We start from the raw sequence: 26,066 nt of genomic DNA on the forward strand, positions 1-26,066 counted from the left end.
CTGCGATCGCCCACAATCAATGTTATGAATGAATGATATCATCTAGCAGTGTAATATCATCCTGCTCTATACAGAATTGAATCAGGCAAAGCAGCATCACTCAAATAGGCATCACCCAAATCAACTTCATCAAGATTAATACAACTTAAGTCTGTATGGCGTAAATCAGTTCTTGACAAAATGGCTTTGGTCATGCTGACATTATACAAGTCTGCTTTACTTAAATTTGCACCAGTTAGATCTGCCTTACTCAAATTTGCACCTGCTAGATTGGCACCAGTGAGATCGGCATAGCGCAGATCTGCACCTTCGAGATTTGTATTGCTTAAATCTGCATAGCGCAAATCGGCTACCCGCAGATCTGCTTCTGTCAAATTCGCTCTGTGCAAATCGGCTTTTGTAAGCCTTACTCGAATTAGACAAGCTTTGCTCAAACAAGCCCAAATTAATAAAGCTTCTCTCAAATCAGCTCTCCATAAGATTGCTTGTTCCAGAATTGCTTCGCTTAAATTAGCTCGATACAAAGAAGCTCCAGATAGATTAGTTCCACTCAAGTCTGCCTGCCCCAGGTTAATCCCAGCTAAACAGATTTCACTTAAATTTACCTGTCGTAAGCTGACCTGTAAAAAATCCTTGTTACCTGCACTATGGTGTTTGAGAATGTCATCAGCATCCATGATCTTTACAACTGGAACTTTCTCAGTTTGTAAACTTATGTAAATAAATATAACAAAAATTAAAAAATAAGCCAATCATCGTTGTGCATAAACGCAGCCAAATTTAGAGCCACTAGGACAACCAAAGTAGCAACATCGTGTTTGGTGCTAATTCTTAAAATTGGAGCTACACATAGTTTGTAGTCAGCACTTACTATAAGAAAAAATTATAGATTTGACATGGAAAAAATATCTGTCACTAGATTTTGTAGACAATTTTGAGTGTGAAGTAAGATTCCTGGTTTGTAACTGGGAATCCTTATTTTGTAACTAATTCAGGGTGTGAGGAAATATCAGCAATGCCAGCAGTAGTATCAAAGGCAGCAACTGAAAAATCTGTTCATCTTCAAGACAGCGACACTCAACAGCCCAGTACTAGTGCTGCGGCAATGGTGCAATTGCGTTCTGTTACCAAAACCTATGCCCAAGGAAATAGTGTCCTTTTAGATGTGAATTTGTACCTGAAACAGGGAGAATTTTTGTTTGTTACAGGATCAAGTGGTTCTGGTAAATCTACGCTTTTGAAACTGCTGTACGGACAGGAGATACCAACACAAGGAGAAGTAATAGTCGATCAATGTAATTTAGGAGTTTTGCGGGGCGATCGCTTGTCGTTGTTGCGACGACGCATCGGCATTGTCTTTCAAGACTACAAATTAATTCCTCAGCGCACAGTCGCAGAAAATGTGATTGTCGTGCTGCAGGCACAAGGGTACACTCGCAAGGAAATTCAACGGCGTCTAGAACCGACTTTAAAGTTAGTAGGTTTGCTGAAGAAAGCTGATTGCTTCCCCGATCAACTTTCTGGAGGAGAACAGCAACGAGTAGGTATAGCAAGAGCGATCGTCGGAACACCGCCACTGATTTTAGCTGATGAACCAACGGGAAATCTCGATCCTGACAATTCCTGGCAAGTAATGCAGATTTTCCAAAAGTTGAACTCCTTCGGAGCAACTGTAATTGTTACAACTCACGATGAACAGTTAGTGCGGCGCTGCAATCATCGCGTCATCCAAGTTCGGAATGGACAGTTACATCAAATATAGTTATTAGTCATTTGTCATTAGTCATTGGTAGGGGAGGCAGCGCGTTGCGGAGCCAGTGCGCCCTTGCGCTCTGCCGACTTGTAGCACCTGGCGTCGGGTTAAGCGCGTCGAGTGCGACTGGCGTGCAGGTTTGGCTGATTGTCTTTGGGTTCAAACTGATAATTTATCTTCTAAACCCGCCCGTACAGTAGTTAGTGGTTAGTGATTCTCTCCCCTGCTCCTGGTGCCCCTGTGCTCCAGTAGTCAGTGACTGATGCTCAACCATTAACTACTAACGCGACTCTTACTTTTAGTGTAGGTCGGTATTTTAATTGCTGTTGCTGTTGGTGAAAGCATTTGTAATTGTTCTAAAGCTTGCAAACTCTGAAAAACTGCATCTCTAATTGCTGGTTCTTCTTCCTGGCGCAGAAGAATTTGCAAGCAGTTGGCAATGCTTTGCTGTTCACAAAAGTCAACGCGCTTACGAGTAACCAATTTCGTAATTTGACGTACCGCTACTAGGCGCTTGAGCGGATCTTTTTCTGTTAAGTTTTCTACTAACCGATCTAATTGATTTTCCTCTTGAAAACCATAAAAGTTAACTATCTGCCACACTACTAAACTTAAAGTTAATAGTATCCCTAAACCTTGCACAATCAAACCAGTAGCAATCCAAGGACTTTTGGCATCAAACCAGATAGCAGCTGCCATATACGTGCTTACGCAAGCGATTCCACCACTAGTGACTGCGATCGCTAACCTACAGCTGGGGCTGTTTAAAAATTTTTGAATCTCAGACCAGCGTAACTGCCAGTTCCAACCCTGGATCGAATAAGCTGATATCATTATCCCAACACCTACACTGCTAGCTAATAGCAGCTTCCAATTCCACAACAGCATCGCGATCGCTATTGTCAGAAATCCAAGCACGCCTCCTGGCCCTTGGAAGCGTTTTAGAGCTATATTTTTTGTGGCTCTTAACTTGAACTCTGGAAGCATCCCGTTAAAAATCTGGTTAATTACTTGCTGCCAAGAAGACGAAGCCTGTGCCACGGTATTTACCCACTTGTTTGTAAATTTATTAGTTGTAATATTTTTTACATCTTTTTGACAGATGTATATAGACTGAACAACAGCCTCTACCTAGAATACACGAGCTAGAGGATGTGCCACAGATTTTATCATCGAGTTTTTAAAGTTTTAAGCTGAAAACAGAAATAAAACTCATGCAATAAACAACTAACCACTGTACGGGCGGGTTTAGAAGATAAATTATCTGTTTTGACTCAAAGATAATCAAAAAAACCCGCACGCCAGTTGCTACAACGGAGCGGAGCCGGAGAATCCGAAAGCTCCGCTTAACCTCCAAGGGCGCGCTGCCTCCCCTACCAATGACTAATGACCAATGACTAATAACTAATGCCTATGTTTCAGCCACTAGGATTTGAACAAAGCTCCGTAATTACTTCATTAGGCAGAATGATGTATTATACTACCGTTGGCTCACCTTGGCAAGATGAGATGACTGCCAGCCAAGACAGGGAAACTTTGGTATTTCTACATGGATTTGGTGGTGGCTCTTCTGCGTATGAATGGTCAAAAGTTTATCCAGCATTTGCGGCTGAATATCGTATTCTCGCACCGGATTTGCTCGGTTGGGGGTTTTCCTCACATCCAGCCCGCAATTACACAATTGAAGATTATCTGACAACGATCCGCGAGTTTTTGCAGCAGACTTGTAACGGTGCAGTAACAGTAATTGCTTCTTCTTTAACCGCAGCCTTTACAATTCGATTAGCGATCGCCCACCCCGAATTATTCAAATCCTTAATTCTCACCACACCAGCCGGATTAGCTGATTTTGGGCAAAACTCCCGCAGCTTGTTTGCCCAATTGATTGGCATTCCCATCCTCGATCAATTGATTTACAGTACTGGGGTTGCTACTGAAGCGGGTATTCGCAGTTTCTTGGAGCAACGCCAATTTGCCAAGCCGAATCGAGTCTATGAAGAAATTGTGCAAGCTTACCTAGAATCTGCGAAACAGCCAAATGCGGAATACGCAGCACTATCATTTGTACGTGGTGACTTGAGCTTTGATTTGTCGCTTTATATTCAACAGCTAACAATTCCCACTGCCATAATTTGGGGACAAAAGTCACAATTCACCGGGCTGGAAGTTGGTCGCCGCCTTGCTCAATTAAATCCACAAGCGATAAAATTCTTTCAAGAATTAGAAGATGTCGGATTAACACCCCAGTTGGAATTGCCAGCAGTCACAATTGGTTTCATCAGAAAATATTTATCTTTGTTGAGTGAATCGCCAACATCTGTGACTTATTGATAACTCAATTCACCGTTGACCGTTATATTGATATGGAGTTATGTAACTCCGGAATGCCTACACAGTCTACTTCTAGCAGCAGTTTTGCAAGCAGCCACTAAAAAGTAGCTAATACCTGATAATTTATTAGTAATATCGCTGGGTTTGTTAAGTGTTGCATCGCTGACAAAGCCAGCTTTTTGTCATGTTAGAATCGGACTATTCTTCCTAATTCCGACCGGGTTACTGGGATTAATTAAGCCGAATGGATGCTTTATAAATCCAGGCTTCGGCAGTTATTGATGCTTCGTTGAGAATACTATAACAACTGCAATGGTTAAATCTGCTCCTCCACCGATCGCTAGCCGTAAGCCTTCCAAAGTAGAAGGACTAAAGGAACGCAGTAATTTTCTGCGCGAACCTGTCGCGACAGAAATACTTGAGGATACAACACATTTTAGTGAAGATGCGGTACAAATCCTCAAGTTTCACGGCTCTTATCAGCAGGATAACCGCGATAATCGGGTCAAAGGACAGGAGAAAGATTATCAGTTCATGCTGCGGACAAAAAACCCAGGAGGTTATGTGCCGCCGCAGCTTTATCTAGTTTTGGATCGGCTGGCTGATGAGTATGGCAATCATACATTGCGTGCCACTACTCGCCAAGGATTTCAGTTACATGGAATTTTAAAGAAAAACCTGAAGGCAGCTATTGCCGCCATCATTAAAAGTATGGGTTCAACGCTGGGAGCTTGCGGCGACTTGAACCGTAATGTGATGGCACCTCCGGCTCCCTTCAAAAACAAGCTCGAATATCAGTATGCTTGGGAATACGCGAATAATATTGCGGAATTACTGACGCCGCAGACAGGTGCTTACTATGAGATTTGGCTAGATGGAGAAAAGGCAATTAGCGCCGAAGAAAACCCAGAAGTCAAAGCAGCAAGGCAACGTAATGGAACCGGGACTATATTCCATGACGCAGAAGAACCAATCTACGGTACTTACTATATGCCGCGCAAGTTTAAAGCTTGCGTGACAGTTCCGGGTGATAATTCGATTGATTTGTATACCCAAGATCTCACCTTAGTAGTAATTACTAACGATGAGGGAGAATTAGCAGGATTTGATGTTTTTGCTGGTGGTGGTTTAGGACGAACTCACAATAAAGAAGAAACTTTTGCCAGAACAGCAGATCCTATTTGCTATGTAGCGAAGGAAGATGTTTACGATCTTGTCAAAGCCATAGTTGCCACTCAAAGAGATTATGGCGATCGCACAGACCGCCGTCACGCCAGACTAAAATATCTTATCCACGATTGGGGCGTTGATAAGTTTCGGTTGGTAGTCGAAGAATACTTCGGCAAGCCAGTGGAACCGTTTAAACCACTGCCAGAATGGAAATACCGCGATTTCCTGGGTTGGAACGAACAAGGCGATGGCAAGCTGTTCTTAGGTATTTCTATTGATAATGGTCGCATCAAGGATGAAGGAAACTTCCAACTCAAAACTGCTTTACGAGAAATTGTTGAGCAGTATAACTTGCCGATCCGGCTCACAGGAAACCACGATGCGATCCTGTATGATATTGAACCCGACAACAAGCAAGCCATTGAAGAAATTCTTAACAGTCGCGGCGTTGTCACTAATCCCGGACAAATCGATCAATTAGCACGCTACTCGATGGCTTGTCCCGCTTTGCCTACTTGTGGGTTGGCAATTACCGAATCAGAGCGGGCAATACCGGGATTTTTAGAACGCATCCACACTTTGTTAGATAAAGTAGGTTTGAAAAATGAACATTTTGTGGTGCGGATGACTGGATGTCCTAACGGTTGTGCTCGCCCGTATATGGCAGAACTCGGTTTTGTTGGTAGTGCTCCCGAAAGCTACCAAGTATGGTTGGGTGGTTCGCCCGATCAAACGAGGCTGGCAGAAGCTTACATCGACAGGCTGCATATCAATGATTTGGAAACTTTCCTGGAGCCGATTTTTGTTTTCTTTAAGAAGTCACGCAAAAAGGGTGAAAGCTTTGGGGATTTTTGCAACCGTGTTGGTTTTGAAGCAATTCGGGAGTTTGCTAATTCCTACAAACCCCGAACTGTTGGCGGTGTAGGTAAAGCACGTCACCGCATCACTGTCAGAGATGATGTTTATGATGTGCTCAAGGAAGCTGCTGATCGCCAAGGCAAGTCGATGACAGATTTGGTAGATGAAGCGCTCAAACTTTACCTAAAGGCAGAATAAGATTCAATTCTCTCTCAAGTGAGATTAGTGCCAAAAAATAGATGAAAAAATAAAAATTGCTGCATTATTAATAATGGTGCAGCTTTTTTATTATTTAGATTGATATTCCCTGCAAGGAGTCAAAATGCGCTTGGCGATTAAAAAAATCAGTGTTTGGAGCAAACAACAAATTACTGAATTCTGGCAGGGAAATCGTGGAGAATGGCCGTGGTTAGCGGAAAAGCCTATACCGCTAGCAGGATTAAACCGCAATATGTGGAGGGGAGCAGTTCCTTCGTGGAACTTCTACATCTTACTGTCTCTATCTGGAATTATTGCTACTTTAGGACTCTTAGCTAATAGCGCGGCTACAATTATTGGCGCGATGATAGTTGCTCCTTTGATGGGGCCAATAATTGCGATCGCCTATAGTATAGCGCTGGGAAATCAACGCCTGCTCAAGCGCTCTACATTTACACTCATCACCGGAGTTTTTCTCACCATCGCCACATCATTTGTAATTACCCAGCTAGTAGGCATTAGAACTTTTGGCTCGGAAATTTGGGGACGGGTAAGTCCTACACTACTAGATTTGGGGGTTGCACTAGCAGCAGGTGGAGCCGGAGCTTTTGCCAAATCACGCCGCAACATTGCTGATGCTTTACCAGGAGTTGCGATCGCTGTTGCCTTGGTTCCACCTTTAAGCGTAGTTGGCATTGGCTTAGGCAGTAATTCACACTCAGTTGCCACTGGTGCTACTGTTCTATTCTTGGCAAACTTAACTGGTATTATTTTTAGCGGTGCTCTAGTTTTTATTGCTCAACGCTACGGCTCCTTAGAACGAGCACGTCAAGGTTTAATAATCTCCATTGGAGCTATATTGCTCTTGGGTTTGCCCTTGGGTTTTTCTCTAGAAAATGTACTGGTAAAAGAACAAGCACGTCGTAGTATTAATTACTTGTTATCCCGTAAAAGTATTACCTTCTCTAGTACAGATATTCGCGATATTCAAATCAGACGGCAAGGGAGAAGACTTGTAGTTAATTTGGAAGTAGCAACTGCATTGAATTCTATTTCTGAAAATCAGGTTGATTTAGTTAGGGATTTTCTCGAACAGAACTTAAAAAGGCCGATCAATTTAAATGTGCGGATTATTCCTATCCAAGAATTTTCCTCCCCTGCCCCCGGAACTTAAATTAGCATGGCTCAACTACAAAGAATAACGATCGCCTCCTCCCAACTCCAGCAAGAACAGATAATACTGACATCCGAGCAACAGCATTATCTCTGTAGAGTCTTACGCTTGCGCGAGGGCGATCGCTTTATTGCTATGGATGGGATGGGTAAATGGTGGTTGGCACAGCTAACAGGGGCACAAGCAAAGATTTTAGAAATGCTCTGTGTCGAAACTGAGTTACCTGTGGCAATTACGCTCATTGTAGCTTTACCAAAAGGCAATGCCTTTGACGAAGTAGTCAGAAATTGTACTGAATTGGGAGTAGCTAATATTGCCCCAGTAGTGAGCGATCGCACTTTACTTCATCCCAGTTCCCAAAAATTAGAACGCTGGCGGCGTATAGCCAAAGAATCTGCCGAACAATCAGAGCGTGCCATAGTGCCTGCAATTTTAGAACCAGTTACTTTTAGTTGTGCCGTAGCATCTACTACAGCTACTCATCGTTATATTTGCGAAGCGCGAGGCAATTATCCTCATTTAAAAACAGCTATTGATGGAGTTCCCACAAAATCCCAGATTGCGATCGCGATCGGGCCTGAGGGAGGATGGACAGAAACAGAAATTGAGAATGCACTTCATGCCAGATTTCAACCTGTTTCTCTGGGAAAACGTATCCTAAGAGCCGTTACAGCTCCGATTGTGGCTTTATCCTTGATTACCGCAGTTTATGAAGTATAAAGGATATATCTCCTGAGAGGATGTCTGAAAAGTATTGGGCGAATATAATTCGCTACTACACAAACCAAGTCCGCCTGCGCGAACTTAACGAAAAATTAAGGGTTTTAAGCCCGCGTAGGCTGCCTTCCCTCCGGGAAGACGCTACGCGTCATGTCTGTGTAGCCGCGACTTCTAGTCGCAAATATAAGTATAAAATTATACTTATCAAACATTCTCTAAAAAGCGAAACTAGGGTGAATTACCAGAAAATAAAGCATCCTAAAATTAAAACTCTTATAACAAACTGATACATGATTGATTTAGTTGCCACTGCTTTCGAGCAAAAAGACTATCGCACTGCCGCTAAATTACTCAAACAACTTTTAAAAGAATCACCAGAAAATCCTTGGGTGCAATTTTATGTTGGGCGTTTGCATGAAGTGTCAGCAAAGCGGCAAGAAGCGGAAAAAATCTATCGACGGCTGCTGCGCGATACAACTAACGCTAAGATAGTGACGCAAGCAAGGCAGGGTTTACAACGCTTGCAAGAAGTTGAAAAAGAAGAAAGAATACGCGCTATCACCAAAGCGACTGCTGATGCCGACAACAGTGAACTCGGTGTATTAATTTTAGAACCCATCAGTAATGAGCTGAAAACCGAAGCTGCACAAAAACTAGCTCAAATTATGCAGTTAGACTCCTACAGCGCTAGGCTAGTGCTACCTAGCCGAGGCTGGCGATTGTACCGCAGTGGTGCCATAGGAGAATTAAAATTTTATGGCGAGCAGTTAAAGAATGCTGGTATTCCCTGCTTTTGGGCAAAGTTAGCAGATATAGAAAGAATTCAGGTTTTTCAAGTCAACTATTTTGAAGAATATACTCCAAAAGTCACAGTTGTTTGTTGCAATCAAGATAACCGACTTGGTTCTCTCTGCTTTGATTGGTTAGAAGTGAAAGGGCGAGTACAGGGACTATTACCTATTTTTGAACAAGTTGTAGATCGAGATGTACGCGGTAAATTAGAACGTAAAACCCAAACTCAAGATTACTTCCAATTTTGCGATTTACATATTCCTGGAAGAGGTTGTATTTTACGAATTTATGACCAAGGTTACAAGTTTCAAAAAGGAGTAGAATTAGCTCCCCAAAATAGCGAAAACACAATCAGAATGAATTGGAATAATCTACTCTCTTTGATGGATCGGCAATTACCTCAAGTCAAAGTTTGGTCAGATTTCACAACTTTTGCAGAAACAGCCCTAGATCAAACAGAAGTGCTAGATAATATTGAGCCTCATCTTCACTTATTTCGGAGGGAAAAAACTAATTGGGATACAGCATTCCATTTGTATAGCGGGTTGGTGTTTTTGACTCTGTACACAAGCTAGAGCATGATAGATTGTTTGTTTATAACGCTTGTTTAACCCAGTTAATAATAGTGTTGTGATTTACGCCTGTTTCCCGTTCTATGGCACGAAAACCCATACCATTCAGGTACAACAGGAGACATTGCTTTCTAACTTCATCAGAATATCCTTTGGGAGAGTAGTATTCTACAAATTGACGACCGCAATCGCGACACATATAATTTTGCTTACCACGTTTGCGACCGTTCTTACTAAATTTGCCCGATTCACAGTAAGGGCATTTTATCCTCTGATTATCTAAATCTTGAGAATCATTAATATTGTTTAATGGTCGAATAAAGTCAACCAGGCTATTAATGAGGTGCTCTTGCTCTACAGGAATAATATCACTGCGATAGAGCAGATTTTGAGCGATCGCGAAATATACTAATGTTCCAATCAAAACCCTGGCTGCTGCTTCTGACTCGCGAATTTGGTACCCAGAGCCAGACTTGAAGTATTGAGTTATATTCTCAATTACTACTTTTTCTACGTCGTGAACAAACACCCGCGCTAAGTTTGGGAAACGCCCAGACTCCGTAAGAATTAATACAATAAATCTAACAAGCTGCTGGTCATCAATAACACGATATAGCAAATTTATTGTTAAACGAGGCACGGTAAGACTAGGCTGTGGTTGAAGCGATCGCAAGTCTTGAAAATTAAATAACTTTTCTCGGACAAATCTCTGGATCGCAGCAGTGAATAATCTTTCTTTATCCTGAAAGTATTTGTAGACTGTTGCTTTAGAAACCCCTACTGCAACTGCAACCCGATCCATGCTTGTGGAAGCGTAGCCATTTTCTAAAAACTCCTGCATGGCAGCCTCTAAAATTGCTTCTGCTGTTTCCGGTGGCTGCCAATGTTCCAGTTGATTCTCCATCTTCGTTTCCTCTAAGCACGCATCCCCATAACTGTGTAAATTTGCCTTTCATAACTCAAGGCACCCCTGACTTTTTGTTACAGAATTAATAGTTGATTTCACTAAATATCAATCACATATCAATCAAATATTAATCTTGTGCAGCTAAGTTTTTAAGGGGGTAAAGTTAAGAAACTCTGACAAACTGGAGAATTCACATCTTGCAATAGTTACAACAGCCTGGAGGCGGCAGCCCACAAACCCTCGTTACCAGGTTCAACCTGGTAACGAGAAAATCTTGCTCTCTCAATTGAATGGTGCGAGACGCCCATGTGATTAAATCACACAACGAGGGAATAAAAATCTTTTTCCCCTGTATCCCACACCCTATTTTCAAGACAGCACAAAAAACAAATGTAGAGACACAAAAATTTGCGTCTCTACAATTAACTAAATATTTAGCAGAATCATAGGTTGAAGTAACCGACCTATGATTCTTTTGTTGTCAAACTTACTTATTAGTATTAGGGGTTTTGACCTGACGTGCCATCTCCAGAAAAGAATTCATATTAGCTCCTGGGCGTCGACGTCCATTAGTACTGTTAGGTACTAAATATTTTGGAGCAAAGGTAGTTTCTTTTGGTTGTGACTTAACTACCTTAGCTGCTGCTGCCGAAGCTTTTTCAGACTTAGGTTCTACTGTCACACCCTCAGCAGTTTGTACTAACTCCACTTGGGCTGGTTTAGCAGGAGATTTTACCCCATTTTTTGCCTCTGGGGCAGCAGCTACTGATTGTGCTGGTTTTTTGCCATTGGCTGTAGCTGCACCTTTGGAAGCAACTGCTTTCTCGGTATCAGCTTTGGTAGTAGTAGCGCCTTTAGAGGCAACTGCTTTTTCTGCATCAGCTTTGGTAGTGGCAGTCACTTTCTCAGCAGCCGCTTTCGCTGCATCAGAAACTTTCTCAGCAGCCGCTTTTGCTGCATCAGAAACTTTCTCAACAGCAGTCTCAGCCTCTTCCTTCAGTTCGAGATAGTAACCATTGTTTTTTTTCTTGCCAGGGAGAAGCCCAGTTATAAATTTCATAATCCCAGTGATTAAGTTTTTGATAAAACCGAACATTACAATTTCTCCTGTCTTTTATACCTGAAATTCGAGTAAATTGATTAAAAATTAGGGAAATTTCTTACATCTATTCAAGATACTTTTAACACATCCCTTATTTGCACCGTACAATTCAGGTGCGAGTCGCAAGCATATAAATGACAAATACTTTTTGCCACTGCAAACAGCAACTACTATCAACTATTGATCTTAAATGTTTGGAATATTGCTAATACTCACAATTAATTATTAAATTTTTCTGGATCTAAGAGCAATAATCTAAAAGCTTGTTTAACAAAACTTAACATTAACTTTCAGTAAACGTATTTAGATCGGGTCTTGCCTAGAGTGGAACCAGTAGGGTTAGTGTCATAGCTAGGTTGCAGCTACTAATAATTCCTAGTTAGATTTTTCTCAGATTGTATTAATACTTATCTTAACTTTACAAATGAACAAACAGACTTCTCAACGCAATCCGGTGTTATTGGTACATGGCATTTTTGATACAGGTCGGGTTTTTGAAAGAATGGTTCCCTATCTAACACAAAACGGCTGGGCTGTATACGACCTCGATCTCATACCTAATAATGGTCATGAAAGCCTTGATAAATTAGCACACCAAGTTGCCAACTATATTGAGTGTAATTTTCCACCAGAGCAACCACTAGATTTGGTGGGCTTTAGTATGGGTGGAATTGTGAGCCGTTACTATGTGCAGCGACTAGGAGGCATTAACCGTGTACAAAGGTTTGTCACTATCTCCGCACCGCATCATGGTACTTGGATTGCTTATAGTCACCAAGGTGCAGGCTGTGTACAAATGCGTCCTGATAGTGCTTTTTTAGAAGATTTAAATCGGGATGTTCTCATGCTCAAGCAGTTGAATTTTACCTCTATGTGGACACCTTATGATTTGATGATTGTCCCAGCAAATAGTTCACAGATGCCTTTAGGTAGAGAGGTAATCATACCAGCATTAGTTCATGGTTGGATGATAACAGATATTAGATGTCTGACGGCTGTGGCAGAAGCCTTAGCAGAACCTGTTAAGCAAATTAGTGAGGATCGCCAATTTGAACATACTCTGCACTCCCGAAAATCGCTTCAGAGTAACGATAATATTTGAACTCCATCAAATTATAGAACGGATCTTCTAAGAAGAAAGTCCGATGCTCTAAAGGAGTATCGACATAGCGATGCTTTGGTTCTTCTCTAAACAATAATTGTCGCTCTTGTGCTCTGGTCAGTAAATATTCCCAGTCCGCTTCTGAGGTAAAAATTAATCCAAAATGTCTGGGATAAATACCGCGTTGAGATGTAAGGTTTTCCTTCGTAACGTGAGCTACTAGTTGATGACCGTAAAGGTTGAGAATTAAAGCATGGCGATTTTCTCGACCGGGGATACAGCCTAAACCTTGAACGTAATATGCTTTTGCTTGGGCAATGTCAGTAACTGGAAAGGCAAGGTGAAATATAGTTTGATTCATTTCTTTTTACCTAGAAATATTAGCTAGAGAAAACTTTAAGCCGAAGGGAGATTTGGGATACTTTTATTTAACAGGAGCTACTTTATTGTTGGCATAATTTCTTAGGTTACTCAACTGAGATTTTGCACCATTCTCAATAACTGTAAGGTGGGCACTGTTCACAACGTAAAACTAAGGGTTTGAGGAAAGTTAGGCAGTGCCCACCCTACAAAAATTGCAATAAAGTAACTGGTGCAAGATGTGAATCAACCAACTTATTTTTAGCCAATTTACATCGAGCGAATTCTAAAACGACAATAACCAGATTGAGAATTGGGAAGAAGAGGAAAGTAGAGAGTGGGGGAGAAAATCCTTCCCTGTGTTCACCCAATCCTGTCCCCTGTCCCCTATCCCCTAGTACCTAGTCCCTAATTATGACCAGTAACATTCTATTTCCTTGGCAGCAAAAAGCTGTGATTTGCCACAGTCAGCGCTTACTCAAAAGTTTTCACTATTGGTTGGGATATTCTTTACTAGAAGTTAGTGGTTCACCAGAAGAAATAGCCCAAGCATTATTCCAAGCGCCTTTTGTTTTAGCCTCTCATGATACACAAGCAGATCCGATTTTAAACTATGGTAATCGCAAAGCTTTGGAATTATGGGAACTGTCGTGGGAGGAATTTACCCGTATGCCCTCACGGAGAACAGCCCAAGAGGTAGCACAACAGGAGCGCGATCGCCGATTAACTGATACGGTAACCAAAGGATACAGTAAGTTTCCTGCCATTCGCATCACTAGTACTGGTAAGCGTTTCCAAATAGAAGAAGTTATTCTTTGGAATGTACTAGACGAAGATGATTGCTATTGCGGTCAAGCAGCTATGTTTTATAACTACAAATTTATGGCATAACTACTTCAATTTTGTCTGCTTCAAACCGATAGTTCAGCGTGTGGTTCTTCTTGAATTTCTAATTCTCCCCCAGACAAAGCAACCAAAACCGTAGGTTGAGCTAAAGGAACTGTGATATCGGCACCATTGATAATAGCTCCGACTAACCCTAGTTCAGATTCTACTAATTCATCTATGGTTTCACCTAAGATGTTTTCTTGTGTATAATTTGGTCGCGTTACTAGTACTATGCCATCGCTGTAAGGTTGGATTAATAGGGCATCATTACATAAACTGATAGGATTAGTATCTAGAATGACAAAATCATAACGTTCGCGAGCATCTGCAATTAGACGCCGTAATTCGCTAGATTCTAGCACAGCAGCCGATTGGCGCACAGGGCCAGGACTGGGAACAATGTATAAATTTTCCACATTAGGAACTAAGTGGATGCATTCGCTCAGACTCGCATAATAATGCAAGGGTTCAAGATTGGCATCGGCATTGAGAGTAACTTTAAGGGATTGGCTTCGAGAAGGCGATCGCAAATCTGTTTCTACAATCAAAGTACGTTTACCAGCACGAGCGGAAGCTATGCCCAAGTTATATGCACTTACTGTTTTGCCCTCAAAACTGCTGGTACTGGCAATCATGACAACTTTTAAATTTTTCCCACCGATACGGCGGAGATTGCTACGGAACTTTTCGTAAAACTCTAAATAAGGAGAATCTAAAGAAAGCACTACCGACAGATCATCAGGTGATAAATTCTCGAAAGCCATCAAAGGCAACTCACCCAAAACAGTAACTTCTCGTTGCTTGAGAGTGTCGCGGATATCTTCTTTGGTTTTGAACGTACCTTCTAGTGACCCTAATAAAAATATCACTCCACCACCAACTATTAATCCTAAGAAACCACCGACAGCAAGAGTAGCAAACACACTCTTGGGAGGTTTGACATTGGCAATAACTATAGGCGCTCTAGCAATGCTGAGACTGCTGACGGTTTCTGCTTCTGCGGTTTTAGCATCACTGAGCTTTGCTTGCATTTTGTCGTAAACTGCTTTCTTGAGTAACACCTCTTGTTCTAAACGCGATCGCTCTAGTTGCTTATTGGGTATCAAAGAATATTCCTGTCGCAATTGCGCTTCTTCTTTAATTAGCGACGATAGTTGTTGCTGCAATGTCTCGCGCTGGGTTTGCAAAGTCACAAGTTGGTTTGCTAGTAGCTGTCGAGATGGATCTAAGTTAATTTGAGTACGGATACCTGTTGTACCGCCTAGAGGAGCAGCCATACCACCCCCACCGACTACCTCATTCGCACGTTGTTGTAACAACTTTTCATAGGCTTCCTTTTGACGCCGCAACTGAATCATCGTTGGATGTAGAGCACGAAAATCTCGTTTGTACACCTCAATTTGAGTTTCAACTTGATAAATTTGCGATCGCAAGCTAGCAATAATTGGATCGGCACTCAAAGCAGAAGAAACATAAGCTTGGTTAACTGTTAATCCTAACTTTGTTTGTAAACTGCGAATTTGGGCATCGATTCCAGCCAGTGTGAGTTGAATTTGCCGTTGCTGGGTTTGGCTGGTGGTAATTCCAGTTAATAAGCTACCGTTCTCAGCAGCGAGAATTGCCGGGCCTTGAATGCGATCGTACTGTTCCAGTCTCTTTTCAGCAACTTCTAATTCTCGTTTAGTAGGGGGTACACGCTCATTGATTTTTTTAATAATTGCTTTTAATCGTCCAGTATTAATTTCACCGCTCAACTTAACCATTGTTTCCATCAATAGCTGCACTATTTCTTGAGCGCGCTTTTTATCCGAATCTTTGTATTTCAACTCAATGATTGAAGATTCTAATTCTCCCGTCTTGCTTTTTTTCGGTAGACTTAAAGCAACATTCAAACCAATTTTTTGTGGTTTCACATGAACTTGTGCTGCCACAGTTTCAATAATTTGATCGGATAGTAAAACTTCTTGAGAAAGTTCTTGTCCTTGTTGGAGAATTTCACTACCAGTCGCAGAGAAAAAAACAGGTGGACTCGTGTAAGTCAAAGCACCATTTGCTACATAACTAGCAGGTGGTTCTGGTTGCATAGCCACCACCGTAGAACCAGCTACAACCAAAGCAAAACTGGTTAATCCAATCCACTTGTACTTCTCGAAAGCAATCAAATAGCGTTTAACAATCGGTGGCGTCATTGGTTAGTGGTTAGTAGTTAGTGGTTAGTAGTTGATGGTTTATTACTCTCCTTGTCTCCTTGTCCCCTTGTCTCCCCATCTCCTCTGCTCCTCCGCTCCCCCTCCCCTAGTCCTCTTCTCTCGCCTACTTGCTACTACCGCCACCACCAAAAGTTTCAAAAAAGCGGATAAAGGTCTGAACATCAAAGAAGGGACGGGTAATAGTAGATACCAAATTAGTAATTCTACCGACAAGATTACGACCAACAACGATAACATCATTGTCTTGAAGTGGCACGTTTTGAGATGCATCTCCAGAAAGCGCCTTTTTACCATCCAATCTCTGGGTAATAGGTTTACCTCTTTCCGGATCAAAACGAACTAGAGCAATTTCTCGTAAGTTGGCAGTATCAGGATTGAGTCCTGCTAAAGCATCAACAAAACTACTACCATTCGGTAGCGTTTGTGTTACAAGACCTCCAGCAGCATAATTTAATACCCGAATTTTAATTTGTGGTTGAGCTAAGGATGAACGAGCTACTAAATTGCGATCGTAAGTATCATCATTAATGAGTTCGCGACGGGGCACAATGATTGCATCTCCATCTTGTAAGCGCAAATTAGGTACTGTACCGCCATTTTGCAAAGGAGTATACAAATCAATAGTTTGTGCAACTACAGAACCATCAATCAAATGTCGCCGCACTTGTACTTGTCGCAAATCTGCCATCATTGTAGAACCACCTGATAAAAGCAGGGCATCAGCAACACGAGGCGTTGGTGAACCCATAGGATAAATACCAGGGCGGAATACCTCACCGCTAATTGTAATTTGCACCGGTCGTGCTGATACTAGTGATAAATTCACAACTGGATCGACGACAATGCGATCGAGCAACAAGCGAATTTTTTCTTGAGCTTCTGCCATAGTTAAACCTTTGAGGGAAACTGTTCCCACTTGTGGCAAGACAACATTACCTTCTGGATTAATCGCAACCGAAAAATTTAGATCTGGGCGTTGTGACATCAGTGATAAAGTGACAATCGGCTCAACTAAATAACGATTTAGTAACGAGCGAATTTTGACTTGTGCTTGTTCCAAAGTTAGATTTTGTAGTGATACTGTTCCTAACAAAGGAACGATAATATTTCCTTCTGGATTAATGGCTGCTTGGAAGCTTACATCTGGAAAACGCTGCACTACAACACTAATGACATCTCCTGCTCCTAAGCGATATTGACCCGGAGGGCGTTGAACTTGGATATTAACTAAATCTCCCGGCCCTAAAATGTAGCGGCTGAGTTGTGGTGATATTTGCTCGTTGTTAACACCAGAAGGTACAAATTCAGTGCTTGTTGGGGGGGCAGGAAGTTGCACTGGCGCTGTGACTGGGGATGGCAGAGTAGGTACAGTCTGCTGGGCAACAACAGGTTGAGCAGCATTGCCAAGGAAAACACTGACCTGAAGACTAAAAAAATACAAGGCACTGAATGCACGCATATCACAACTGGAAGCTATGAAGATGCTATCTTAGCCTGTAAATATACTAAGTGCTAGTTTTATAAAAAACAATTTTATACAAAAAATGTATTACTGTTTCTATCAAGAGATTGTCAATAATTTTACAAAAAACTTACCATTAAAGCAGCTTGTACTGTTTCACCGACAGACTTAACCTCAGACCAAACTGTTTCGATTTGTCCCAAAGGTTCCATCGGTATGAGAATGCTAACAGCTACCCAAGCAGCACGTTGCTTGTGCAATTGTGCTACTTGATCTGCTAACAACCATTGCAAAGGTGACGAATCTCCACCGTTTCGCCAAGCGTACCATTGTAGAACAGCAAAAGTTTGCTCTGTTGTAGCGGCACGAAAGAAGGTAGCTCTTACCTTAGTTTCAGTAGTTAAAGCATTTTCCTGGGGCTGCTTGGCTGTAAATTCTACTAAACGATTTTGAGCTAGATTCCACTGTCCCCAACGCAGTCTTCCCCAACTATTGATATCTGTCCATTCTACTTGAGGCTGATTTTTAGGACCATTTTGGGGTAATAAAAGTAACACAGCTTGAGTATTGGCACCTTGTTTTTGGAGTAATTGTAATGACCATTTGTGTTCGCCGATTTGTTGTTCGGCTTGTTCAATGGTTTGCCAACCAGGAAGAGTTAATCCTGTCTGGCGTATCTGTCTCAACTGTTTGAGATTGGTGACAGGAGGTGGTTGCCGCCATTGCCAGTTTCCTGTTAGGTATCCTGGAACTGCTCCTAACGCTAACAATAGTAGTAATAACAACAAAGCTACTCCATGAGAAAAGTAGCGCTTCTTGAAAAACTTAGAGTAATTCATCAGTGAATTAGGCAGTGTCTAGGTAAGATTTTGCATCTAGTACTGCCATGATGGGTTCAGTAATATCTACAGTTAGTTTCGCACCTTTATAACTGTGCAAACCGAACTCTATTCTCTGTAACAGCAACGAACTGATCGGGTAAGCGTTCCGCATAGCTCTCAAACAAGCGTTGAAGGTTTCTATCTTATTGACAGCACGCTCATCTGCCAGTCGCAAAAAGATAACACCTCGGTGTGAACGACCATCTCGATAAATCTTTTCACCAAAATCTTTATCATTAGTAATCAAAATCCAATTTTCATCAACTGCTTTCTGAAGCACATCGTCATCGCTCATTCCTCGCGCTTCTTCATACACAGAGAAAACTTCATAAGCTTGGTTGCGTAACCAACGAGCAACAGCTGGGCCTGTGCATTCATCTACCAAAAAGCGCATCTAAATATTTTCCACACCTAGCGGCATGAACGTTGTATTTGAAAGAGATTTACTAGCAAACAAAATGCAGGCTTGAATATCTTCCGGACTCAGTCCTTCGTATTCTTCTATAATTTCTGCGACTGTTGCACCGTGAGCAAGGAGGTTCAGGATATACTCAACACTCAAGCGGGTACCTCGAATTATAGGCTTTCCCACCAGTACCTTCGGATTGAGGACTATTCTTTCTAATAATTGTTGGTCTGTCATTACCTTAACTTTCAGAGTAGCAGCCTTATTCTAGATCGCCGATCGCAGTACTTTATGTCGTCAAGCTGAAAGAAAGAGCAGCGATCGCCATTTTTCCAATAGCAATTGTTCAATACTCATACGCTCTTCTGGTTAACGTGCAGTAATACCCTTCTCTGACAATGTACAACTATAGAGTTTGTGTTGTGGGCGATCGCACTCAACTAGAGGAATTTTTTGACAATGATGAGACGAGAATCACATAGATTTTTGTCCTAAATCACAATTGTCTTTCTGGAGATTTGCCATAAGAGATTGAAGTGATTTATAGAAATTGAAAATTGAGGTAACGACAATGACTTTTAATTTAAGTGATGCTATCCAGGTGATTTTGATTGCTGCTGTTGCTAGTGCAGTCTTGTCTTCCGGTATTTGCTGGAGATTGCCCAAACCTTAAACAAGCAATAGTGAGCTTTATTTATCATCCCACAAAAGCGATCGCTTCTCATACCTTACAGTTAGCTGGCCATCTTCACAAAATTTAGTTTTAGCATCGGTGAACGGTCAAAGCCCCTCCTACCTAAGACAGTCTTATTCTTTAGCAGTAATTACTAGACTGGAGATAGGACAGTCATTTCTTTGACGCTTTGCGTGGCTAAGGTAACGCAAAGAGCTAGGAGGTTTAATTATGGTTGAAGTTGCACAACAGAACGTCAAACAAGCGACCTTGGATTCTAGCAATTCCGAGTCCCAGAGCCGCAAACTTTCAGTACTGGCAGGAACATCCAAAGGGTTGTGGGTTCTTGAATCTGAGCAACGAATTGAACTTGAAGGCTTCGATATTACCGCGATCGCTCCCAGTAATGAAGGATTATGGGCGATCGCCAATCATAACTCAGTTTGGCAGCGCAACTTGAACGGCGAATGGCGCAAAGTCGCTTCGAGCGAAAACCTACGTTTGCATTGCCTTTTACCTATTGATGACACCGTTTTAGTTGGCACCTCTGAAGCTCATTTGATGCGAGTTGTCGAAGGAAATATGCAAATTATCGACAGCTTTGAGCAGGCAGAGGGAAGGGACGAATGGTATACTCCTTGGGGTGGATTGCCAGATGTGCGATCGCTGGCAGTGGGTACATCGGGTGAACTATACGCAAATATTCATGTGGGTGGAATCTTGCGTTCTCGCGATCAAGGAAAATCATGGCAACCAACCCTTGATATTCATGCCGATGTCCACGAAGTCCGAACCGCTGCCGATCGCCCTGGTTTGGTTCTAGCAGCGACGGCTCAAGGACTAGCTATGAGCCAAGATGGAGGAGACGATTGGAGCTTTGATCGAAAGAAACTCCATGCAATCTATGCACGGGCGATCAACCTGTGTGGAGACACCATTTTAATGAGTGTTTCGATGGGGCCTAGTGGTAGTAAAGCAGCCCTCTATCGGCGATCGCTTGACGAGATAGGAACGTTTGAGAAGTGCGAGCAAGGATTGCCAGAATGGTTTTCAGACAATATCAATACGGGATGCATTGCTACCTCAGGAAATATAGCAGGATTTGCAACTCGTGATGGGCAAATTTTTCTCTCCAATGATGCTGGCTTGACGTGGGAGGGGATTGCCTCAGGTTTAGGACTTATTAACTGTCTGACTCTCATCTAATCTCGACATTACTGCCGCTCACATACTAGAACCGTTCCCCGTTCCCCACGAGTAATCCGAAGTTCATCATCAAGATAGAGAATTTCTAGACGACCTTTAGGCGATCGCTGCATGGTGAAACAAACTTCTCCAGTTTCTGGATTCATTGCTTGTGGAGGAACCAAACCAAACATAAGCCAGAATAAAGCGGACTTGAATTTTTCTTGCCAACTTTTTTGTGAGGGTTGCTGCTGTCCAAAAACCGCTTGCCAATCGTCCATTTGATTTGGGTTTTGGGGCGTTAAAGTTCCTCCCGTAAATTTTACTTGTAGCAGGCGATCGCTAACCGGGTGACAGACCCCTTGATTGCGAACAATGCCAGCCAGCTTGGGAAGGGACTCGTCAATTGTCGTAAATTCCACAACAATATCGTGGCTGCGCTGTTCTCCTTCCAATAACAAGACAGGTTGTAGAACTCGGTCAATGACCAATTTTAGTCCTGTCGGTTGAAACATATTAAAAGCGAGCCGACCGAGGGTATAGGCAAACTTTCCATCTTCAAGTTGCTCCCCTCCCGGAAAATTCGGCGCGCTAATCAACAACCAATTACTATCCAGTAGGGTGCCACTATAGGCTGGTGCTTTCGTCGGGTTGAGAGGCTGGAGATTTTCAATCGCGTCAAGTACGGCTTTGTCCTTGGTGCTGCCACCGCAAGCAGCAAGCGCCTGACGCAAAGCTGTTTTAGCCGCTGTATATTTTCCCGTATCTACTGCCATAGCGCCATCGATTTTTTACTTCAACTGATGTTACTTTAGACCATTTCTAAGATCGAATGCGACTCACCAGTACCGTTCAAAAATTGTTACATTTTTTGTGGATAGGAAAATAAAAAGATTTTTTACACCTCCCACCATGTCCAACAGCGTTTTATCTCAACAGGATTCTCAACAAGCACTCACATCCCAAACCATAGCACCACAAGAGTTTCCTGCGGGTGGACTCGATCCAGACCGCTTTGAGTGGCAAGAAGTTTGGTATCCTGTCGCTTACGTTGAAGACCTAGACAAATCTCAGCTAACTCGCTTCACCTTGCTAGAGCAGGACATTGTTTTGTGGTGGGACAAAAACGAACAGACGTGGCGAGCATTTGTAGACCAATGCCCACACCGTTTAGCGCCGCTTTCAGAAGGCAGAATTAACGAGTTAGGACAGCTAGAATGTCCTTATCATGGCTGGTCTTTTTCAGGAACCGGTCGGTGTGAACGTATCCCCCAACAAGCGGAAGGAACAAAAGCAGAAGTTTCTGGGCGTGCGTGCGTGACTTCTATGCCCACCACTGTTCGTCAAGGGCTGTTGTTCGTTTATCCTGGTCGAGTAGAGAATGCGTCTAAAACTAAAGTTCCGATCGTCGAACCCCTGGAGGAAGATCCTGAAGGCTGGATTTGCCTCAATACCTTTCGAGACTTACCCTATGATGCCCTAACGTTGATGGAAAACGTTCTCGATCCCAGCCATGTCCCTTACACGCACCACCGCACCGTTGGCAATCGGGCTAACGTGTCTGCCGTTGAATTGGAAGTCGTAGAATCAGGGAAGTGGGGGTTTAAAGGGACTTGGGCAGAAGGGCCTCGCAAAGGAACTCTAGGGCGTCAGGATACTACCTTCATTGCTCCTGGACTGATGTGGCACGACCTCACCTCCAAGCAGTTTGGCAGAACTTTGACAGTAGTTTATGCAACTCCAATTCGTAAGGGAGAATGTCGGTTATTTGCCCGCTTTCCCTTCAAATTCTCCTCCAAATTACCAGGACTGTTTCTGAAACTGACTCCACGCTGGTATTCACACATTGGACAAAATAACGTCCTGGAAGACGATCAGATTTTTCTGCATTACCAACAACGGTATCTCGAAAAACGAGGCGGCAGTGCCAACTTTACTAAAGCGTTTTATTTGCCGACTAAAGCCGACCTTTTCGTATTCCAGTTGCGTTCCTGGGTGAAGCAATATCATGCCGAACCATTTCCAGGAGAGACTCTGCCACCGCCATTACCTAAAGAAGCTCTACTAGACAGGTATCATTCCCACACGAAAAAATGCGCCAGTTGCCGCACTGCCTTGATTAACTTGCAACGGTTGAGGGTGGGAGTCGCTGTAGTGGCAGCATTGGTTTGGGGACTACTTCCCCTATTGGTGTTGATTCAGGGTCAAGCGTCTATTGTCACTGCTACCATTTCTACTTTGGCTGTTGTTAGTGGTGCTTTGATTTGGTTTGGCTTAAGCAAGTTGGAGCGACAGTTTTACCAAGGACGAGAAGTCCCGCCTAGAAATTTGCCAGAGAAAAAATAGAAGAATTTCGGCGTTACTGAATTTAGGTATGAAACTTAAAAATCAGGCATTTATAAACTCTTACTCTCTGCGACTTTGCGTAACGCCAGTTGCTACAACGCGCTTAACCCGCAAGGGCGTACTGGCTCCTCTGCGTGAGGCAAATTCATACTTTGAATCAGCAACGCCAGAATTCTGTGTCAAGTTTGAATTGAGGGATAAAGGAACGAACCACAAAGGGCACGTAGACGCGAAGCGGCTTCCCGCAGGGTAGAACGCAAAGAAAGAAAAAATAAGAAAATCAAAAATTAGTTTATCCATCAAAATCATCTTGACAGACTACTAGCTGTGACTGGGCAACAAAGATGCTTTATAAGTGCGTTTATCATCCTGTTTTCGTGCATCCCTCTGCCACTAACTGCTTGGTGATTTAGTTGGGAGAGAAATGCACTACATTAAATGAAGTTTTTAACTACTTCAAAAAACTTACTACCTTTCCGCGACAAGATTACTATTTCTTTGTGTCCTTTGTGTTCTTTGTGGTTGGTAAAAAAAACCCTTCCAGTTCGATTATTGATATTTTGCATCTACTCCCTAACACGCCAGTGTATTAATGGGTAAACAGGTTGCAGCGACTAGTCGTCGTAAACCAACAACAATGGATGTTACTTTTCATGATCGTGAAGAACGTTGTGAAGTTACTTTTTGGCTGGTAAAACTAATGATGAGAGTAGCAAAACCTTAGACTACATCACACCTCTAATTGATGGATGATTAAAAATTTAATTCGCCAAACTTTGGACTCCACCAGCCTTTTTGCGTACTAAAGTAAGCCACATCTTTATGTTTTTTATCCTGACGGGACTCTTGAGCAGAACACCGTAGCATTGTCTTGTTCTGTCCATCCTTGACGTAACTGTACTCTTCTAGAGGCTTTTTACACACTGGGCAGGGATACGAAGTTAGCTTCACTGGAGGTATTTGCGGATTTTTATCTCTGCTTTCTTTGTTTCGAGGTAGTTCCCACTTTTTGTTGAGTTCGTTCCAAAACAGAACGGTATTTTCACACCCATTAACACATTTAAGAAAGTATTTCTTTTTAACTTTAGTACTCTTAATTTTGGCTAGAAAATTATTGCAATGAGGGCAGCGAGTTCTGGAAGTTTCATATTTGCGTTCAACAGGAGAAACTTTAGCTTTATCTGATCTGAAAACTACAGTTTTCGCTTTTGCCAAAGCTGGTGCAAAATAATTTTGATTCCAAGTTGTTAAGTAGTGCTGCCACCCCTGTTTTCCAAGAGCGATCGCATCGAGGGCATCTTCCATCTTGGCTGTGAATTCTGCCTCCAGCAGATCTGGCAATGCCTTCTGCAAGAAAGCATCAACCTCTAATCCTAAATCTGTTGGCTGTAAATTGTCTTTTGCTAACTGCACGTAACCCCGCTTCTTGAGAGTTGCAACAGTTGGAGCATAGGTACTGGGACGCCCTATTCCTTTGCGCTCCATTAGTTGCACTAGTTTCGGCTCACTGTAACGGGGTGGGGGTTGTGTCTGTTTTTTCTCATGGGCTGCATTTTCCAGGGTTAGGGCTTGTCCCTGCTGCAATAGTGGTAAAACTGTATCCTTACTGAGGTTGTTCCAGTAGCGAGCGTAACCGTAGAATTCTACTACTTGACCTCTCGCTTGCCACAATAGTTGTCCAGATTGAGTAATAACTTGAGTTTTACGCAATCGGGCAGAACAACATTGAGAAGCGATCGCTCGCTTCCAAATCATGACGTACAAATTGAATTCATCAGCAGGCAATTCTTGCCGCAATTGGGCTGAGGGACGAAAAACATCTGTGGGACGGATCGCCTCATGGGCTTCTTGAGCAGTTTTAGCACTGCGGTGCTTGGCAAGTTTTTGCGGTACATTCTGCGGATCGTTTTGTTCCAACCACTGCCGCGCACTCTTGACAAACTCAGGACTCAACATCACTGAGTCTGTGCGCATATATGTAATTAACCCTGCCTCATATAGCTTTTGGGCGAGAAGCATGGTATGGGATGGTGTGAATTTGAGCTTTGAACCAGCAGCTTGTTGGAGGGTGGAAGTTGTGAAGGGTGGAGGTGGTTGGCGATGAACAGTTTTTCCTTCAATCTGAATAACTCGATGAGGATACCGCCGTGCTTCTTCAACTAACCTTGTTGCCTCTGCTTCCGAAAGCACACACTTAGACTCTGGTGTTTCTGTGTTATTTACAGCCGCATCATCATGGGTTTCTGTTTCTTGTTCTGGTGCTTCTTGTGGAGAATTCGCCGTACCTTTGTAAAAAGCCCGGAACCCCTCGGCATAATCTACCCAAACACTCCAGTAGTCTTGAGGGACAAAAGTTTGAATTTCCCTCTCCCGTTGGCAAATCAGGTGTAAGGTGGCGCTTTGAACTCTGCCGACACTTTTAGCACCATTGTTTAACGCCCAAACTAATGGACTTCCTTTGTAACCTACTAACTTATCTAGACAATCTCGGCATAATCCCGCGCCGATTAAGTTAAAGTCAAGCTTCCTGGGATTGGCGATCGCTCCTCGAACAGCTGCTGCCGTAATTTCAGAGTAGACAACTCGTTTTGGTTCCCTCAATCCCAGTACTTCCTTCAGATGCCAAGCAATAGTTTCTCCCTCCCGATCTGGATCGGTTGCTAAGACAACTTCATCAACTTGCTTAACCGCAGCCTTTAATTGCTGGATAGTTTCTTTCGAGCGTTGATCGCGAGGTATATAATTACATCGCACACTACTGCCCTCCATGATGAACCCCAGCGAATCCTCACCTTCATCACTGAGTTCTCGAATGTGTCCGCAACTAGCACGAACAATCCAATCAGAACCAAGAATTTGACTGAGTTTTTTGACTTTACCAGGAGATTCAACCACTAGAAGGCGTTTGGGCATAGCACTTACTTGTTAAATGCTTGATAACAAAGGCAATTTTTTATCATACATTTAGTATATATG

General features: G+C 42.7%; 23 protein-coding genes and 2 pseudogenes. 12 read left to right on the forward strand and 13 right to left on the reverse strand.

The features are described 5' to 3' along the window. Positions 1–56: 56 nt before the first annotated feature. Positions 57–677 (reverse strand): pentapeptide repeat-containing protein, encoded by a 621-nt coding sequence (locus UYC_RS0125565; protein ID WP_016874450.1) that lies wholly within the window; start codon positions 675–677, stop codon positions 57–59. A 338-nt stretch (positions 678–1,015) separates the two neighbouring features. Between UYC_RS0125565 and ftsE the strand changes: the two genes are divergently transcribed. Both ftsE and UYC_RS39580 read left to right on the forward strand, forming a co-directional pair. Then, a complete protein-coding gene (gene ftsE / locus UYC_RS0125570) occupies positions 1,016–1,762 on the forward strand; it encodes a cell division ATP-binding protein FtsE (protein ID WP_016874449.1) in 747 nt (248 codons plus the stop codon). 55 nt (positions 1,763–1,817) lie between these two features. Beyond that, a complete protein-coding gene (locus tag UYC_RS39580) occupies positions 1,818–1,964 on the forward strand; it encodes a hypothetical protein (RefSeq protein ID WP_157171279.1) in 147 nt (48 codons plus the stop codon). A gap of 62 nt (positions 1,965–2,026) precedes the next feature. Here the strand turns inward: UYC_RS39580 and UYC_RS0125575 are convergent, their stop codons facing one another. Further along, on the reverse strand, positions 2,027–2,794 hold the full coding sequence (locus UYC_RS0125575) for a hypothetical protein (RefSeq protein WP_016874448.1): 768 nt from the start codon (positions 2,792–2,794) through the stop codon (positions 2,027–2,029). 372 nt (positions 2,795–3,166) lie between these two features. Here UYC_RS0125575 and UYC_RS0125580 point away from each other — a divergent pair, with 372 nt between their 5' ends. The 5 genes from UYC_RS0125580 (at position 3,167) to UYC_RS0125600 (ending at position 9,571) form a co-directional block, all read left to right on the forward strand. Next, positions 3,167–4,084 carry an alpha/beta fold hydrolase gene (locus UYC_RS0125580; RefSeq protein WP_026087448.1) on the forward strand — a complete coding sequence of 306 codons (918 nt, stop codon included), beginning with the start codon at positions 3,167–3,169 and terminating at the stop codon, positions 4,082–4,084. A gap of 312 nt (positions 4,085–4,396) precedes the next feature. Further along, positions 4,397–6,310, forward strand: coding sequence for a sulfite reductase, ferredoxin dependent (gene sir, locus UYC_RS0125585; protein WP_016874446.1), 1,914 nt, complete (start codon positions 4,397–4,399; stop codon positions 6,308–6,310). 124 nt (positions 6,311–6,434) lie between these two features. Beyond that, entirely contained in the window at positions 6,435–7,484 is a 1,050-nt protein-coding gene (locus UYC_RS0125590; protein WP_016874445.1) for a TIGR00341 family protein, read from the forward strand. A gap of 6 nt (positions 7,485–7,490) precedes the next feature. Beyond that, positions 7,491–8,204, forward strand: a complete 714-nt coding sequence (locus UYC_RS0125595; protein WP_016874444.1) for a 16S rRNA (uracil(1498)-N(3))-methyltransferase — start codon at positions 7,491–7,493, stop codon at positions 8,202–8,204. A 290-nt stretch (positions 8,205–8,494) separates the two neighbouring features. Further along, the gene (locus tag UYC_RS0125600) at positions 8,495–9,571 is read left to right on the forward strand and encodes a tetratricopeptide repeat protein (protein ID WP_016874443.1); all 1,077 of its coding nucleotides are present in this window, start codon (positions 8,495–8,497) and stop codon (positions 9,569–9,571) included. A gap of 25 nt (positions 9,572–9,596) precedes the next feature. On the opposite strand, the pseudogene UYC_RS39585 reads toward UYC_RS0125600, so the two are convergent. The 3 genes and pseudogenes from UYC_RS39585 to UYC_RS0125610 form a co-directional block, all read right to left on the reverse strand. After that, positions 9,597–9,836 (reverse strand): annotated as a pseudogene (locus tag UYC_RS39585) (IS1/IS1595 family N-terminal zinc-binding domain-containing protein); the annotation flags it as partial. 462 nt (positions 9,837–10,298) lie between these two features. Then, positions 10,299–10,472, reverse strand: a pseudogene (locus UYC_RS40010) (TetR/AcrR family transcriptional regulator); the annotation flags it as partial. A 490-nt stretch (positions 10,473–10,962) separates the two neighbouring features. Continuing rightward, on the reverse strand, positions 10,963–11,571 hold the full coding sequence (locus tag UYC_RS0125610) for a hypothetical protein (RefSeq protein WP_016874441.1): 609 nt from the start codon (positions 11,569–11,571) through the stop codon (positions 10,963–10,965). A gap of 430 nt (positions 11,572–12,001) precedes the next feature. Here UYC_RS0125610 and UYC_RS0125615 point away from each other — a divergent pair, with 430 nt between their 5' ends. Continuing rightward, on the forward strand, positions 12,002–12,679 hold the full coding sequence (locus UYC_RS0125615) for an esterase/lipase family protein (protein WP_016874440.1): 678 nt from the start codon (positions 12,002–12,004) through the stop codon (positions 12,677–12,679). On the opposite strand, the gene UYC_RS36825 is transcribed toward UYC_RS0125615, so the two are convergent. After that, positions 12,609–13,040 carry a VOC family protein gene (locus UYC_RS36825; RefSeq protein WP_026087447.1) on the reverse strand — a complete coding sequence of 144 codons (432 nt, stop codon included), beginning with the start codon at positions 13,038–13,040 and terminating at the stop codon, positions 12,609–12,611. The genes UYC_RS0125615 and UYC_RS36825 overlap by 71 nt on opposite strands. A gap of 413 nt (positions 13,041–13,453) precedes the next feature. Here UYC_RS36825 and UYC_RS0125620 point away from each other — a divergent pair, with 413 nt between their 5' ends. Continuing rightward, positions 13,454–13,930: an MEKHLA domain-containing protein gene (locus UYC_RS0125620; RefSeq protein WP_016874439.1), complete on the forward strand. Its 477-nt coding sequence runs from the start codon at positions 13,454–13,456 to the stop codon at positions 13,928–13,930. A gap of 20 nt (positions 13,931–13,950) precedes the next feature. On the opposite strand, the gene UYC_RS0125625 is transcribed toward UYC_RS0125620, so the two are convergent. The 5 genes from UYC_RS0125625 to UYC_RS0125645 form a co-directional block, all read right to left on the reverse strand. Next, complete coding sequence (locus tag UYC_RS0125625; protein ID WP_016874438.1) at positions 13,951–16,116, reverse strand: GumC family protein; 2,166 nt, start codon at positions 16,114–16,116, stop codon at positions 13,951–13,953. Positions 16,117–16,240: 124 nt separating this feature from the next. Next, the gene (locus tag UYC_RS0125630) at positions 16,241–17,596 is read right to left on the reverse strand and encodes a polysaccharide biosynthesis/export family protein (RefSeq protein ID WP_016874437.1); all 1,356 of its coding nucleotides are present in this window, start codon (positions 17,594–17,596) and stop codon (positions 16,241–16,243) included. 122 nt (positions 17,597–17,718) lie between these two features. Beyond that, entirely contained in the window at positions 17,719–18,438 is a 720-nt protein-coding gene (locus UYC_RS0125635) for a cyanoexosortase B system-associated protein (protein ID WP_016874436.1), read from the reverse strand. 7 nt (positions 18,439–18,445) lie between these two features. Beyond that, on the reverse strand, positions 18,446–18,874 hold the full coding sequence (locus UYC_RS35765; protein WP_235082937.1) for a DUF5615 family PIN-like protein: 429 nt from the start codon (positions 18,872–18,874) through the stop codon (positions 18,446–18,448). After that, positions 18,875–19,123 (reverse strand): DUF433 domain-containing protein, encoded by a 249-nt coding sequence (locus UYC_RS0125645; RefSeq protein WP_016874435.1) that lies wholly within the window; start codon positions 19,121–19,123, stop codon positions 18,875–18,877. A 667-nt stretch (positions 19,124–19,790) separates the two neighbouring features. Here UYC_RS0125645 and UYC_RS0125655 point away from each other — a divergent pair. After that, on the forward strand, positions 19,791–20,765 hold the full coding sequence (locus tag UYC_RS0125655; RefSeq protein WP_016874433.1) for a WD40/YVTN/BNR-like repeat-containing protein: 975 nt from the start codon (positions 19,791–19,793) through the stop codon (positions 20,763–20,765). An 8-nt stretch (positions 20,766–20,773) separates the two neighbouring features. On the opposite strand, the gene UYC_RS0125660 is transcribed toward UYC_RS0125655, so the two are convergent. After that, positions 20,774–21,520: a PAP/fibrillin family protein gene (locus tag UYC_RS0125660; RefSeq protein WP_016874432.1), complete on the reverse strand. Its 747-nt coding sequence runs from the start codon at positions 21,518–21,520 to the stop codon at positions 20,774–20,776. Between the two features lie 136 nt (positions 21,521–21,656). On the opposite strand from UYC_RS0125660, the gene UYC_RS0125665 reads away from it, so the two are divergent. Both UYC_RS0125665 and UYC_RS36830 read left to right on the forward strand, forming a co-directional pair. After that, on the forward strand, positions 21,657–23,090 hold the full coding sequence (locus UYC_RS0125665; protein ID WP_016874431.1) for an aromatic ring-hydroxylating dioxygenase subunit alpha: 1,434 nt from the start codon (positions 21,657–21,659) through the stop codon (positions 23,088–23,090). 28 nt (positions 23,091–23,118) lie between these two features. Beyond that, on the forward strand, positions 23,119–23,343 hold the full coding sequence (locus UYC_RS36830; protein WP_071588437.1) for a hypothetical protein: 225 nt from the start codon (positions 23,119–23,121) through the stop codon (positions 23,341–23,343). 500 nt (positions 23,344–23,843) lie between these two features. Here UYC_RS36830 and topA read toward each other — a convergent pair whose 3' ends face one another. After that, positions 23,844–26,003 (reverse strand): type I DNA topoisomerase, encoded by a 2,160-nt coding sequence (topA, locus tag UYC_RS0125675; protein ID WP_016874429.1) that lies wholly within the window; start codon positions 26,001–26,003, stop codon positions 23,844–23,846. Between the last annotated feature and the right edge of the window lie 63 nt (positions 26,004–26,066).

The organism is Chlorogloeopsis fritschii PCC 6912 (genome assembly GCF_000317285.1).
In the GTDB taxonomy this organism is placed as follows: Bacteria; Cyanobacteriota; Cyanobacteriia; order Cyanobacteriales; family Nostocaceae; genus Chlorogloeopsis; species Chlorogloeopsis fritschii.

Bases quoted from the DNA above. Each gene is read 5' to 3' on its own strand.
- UYC_RS0125565 (WP_016874450.1), bottom strand. From the start codon at position 677: ATGGATGCTGATGACATTCTCAAACACCATAGTGCAGGTAACAAGGAT.
- ftsE (WP_016874449.1), top strand. From the start codon at position 1,016: ATGCCAGCAGTAGTATCAAAGGCAGCAACTGAAAAATCTGTTCATCTT.
- UYC_RS0125580 (WP_026087448.1), top strand. From the start codon at position 3,167: ATGTTTCAGCCACTAGGATTTGAACAAAGCTCCGTAATTACTTCATTA.
- sir (WP_016874446.1), top strand. From the start codon at position 4,397: ATGGTTAAATCTGCTCCTCCACCGATCGCTAGCCGTAAGCCTTCCAAA.
- UYC_RS0125590 (WP_016874445.1), top strand. From the start codon at position 6,435: ATGCGCTTGGCGATTAAAAAAATCAGTGTTTGGAGCAAACAACAAATT.
- UYC_RS0125595 (WP_016874444.1), top strand. From the start codon at position 7,491: ATGGCTCAACTACAAAGAATAACGATCGCCTCCTCCCAACTCCAGCAA.
- UYC_RS0125600 (WP_016874443.1), top strand. From the start codon at position 8,495: ATGATTGATTTAGTTGCCACTGCTTTCGAGCAAAAAGACTATCGCACT.
- UYC_RS0125610 (WP_016874441.1), bottom strand. From the start codon at position 11,571: ATGTTCGGTTTTATCAAAAACTTAATCACTGGGATTATGAAATTTATA.
- UYC_RS0125615 (WP_016874440.1), top strand. From the start codon at position 12,002: ATGAACAAACAGACTTCTCAACGCAATCCGGTGTTATTGGTACATGGC.
- UYC_RS36825 (WP_026087447.1), bottom strand. From the start codon at position 13,040: ATGAATCAAACTATATTTCACCTTGCCTTTCCAGTTACTGACATTGCC.
- UYC_RS0125620 (WP_016874439.1), top strand. From the start codon at position 13,454: ATGACCAGTAACATTCTATTTCCTTGGCAGCAAAAAGCTGTGATTTGC.
- UYC_RS0125625 (WP_016874438.1), bottom strand. From the start codon at position 16,116: ATGACGCCACCGATTGTTAAACGCTATTTGATTGCTTTCGAGAAGTAC.
- UYC_RS0125630 (WP_016874437.1), bottom strand. From the start codon at position 17,596: ATGCGTGCATTCAGTGCCTTGTATTTTTTTAGTCTTCAGGTCAGTGTT.
- UYC_RS0125635 (WP_016874436.1), bottom strand. From the start codon at position 18,438: ATGAATTACTCTAAGTTTTTCAAGAAGCGCTACTTTTCTCATGGAGTA.
- UYC_RS35765 (WP_235082937.1), bottom strand. From the start codon at position 18,874: ATGCGCTTTTTGGTAGATGAATGCACAGGCCCAGCTGTTGCTCGTTGG.
- UYC_RS0125645 (WP_016874435.1), bottom strand. From the start codon at position 19,123: ATGACAGACCAACAATTATTAGAAAGAATAGTCCTCAATCCGAAGGTA.
- UYC_RS0125655 (WP_016874433.1), top strand. From the start codon at position 19,791: ATGGTTGAAGTTGCACAACAGAACGTCAAACAAGCGACCTTGGATTCT.
- UYC_RS0125660 (WP_016874432.1), bottom strand. From the start codon at position 21,520: ATGGCAGTAGATACGGGAAAATATACAGCGGCTAAAACAGCTTTGCGT.
- UYC_RS0125665 (WP_016874431.1), top strand. From the start codon at position 21,657: ATGTCCAACAGCGTTTTATCTCAACAGGATTCTCAACAAGCACTCACA.
- UYC_RS36830 (WP_071588437.1), top strand. From the start codon at position 23,119: ATGAAACTTAAAAATCAGGCATTTATAAACTCTTACTCTCTGCGACTT.
- topA (WP_016874429.1), bottom strand. From the start codon at position 26,003: ATGCCCAAACGCCTTCTAGTGGTTGAATCTCCTGGTAAAGTCAAAAAA.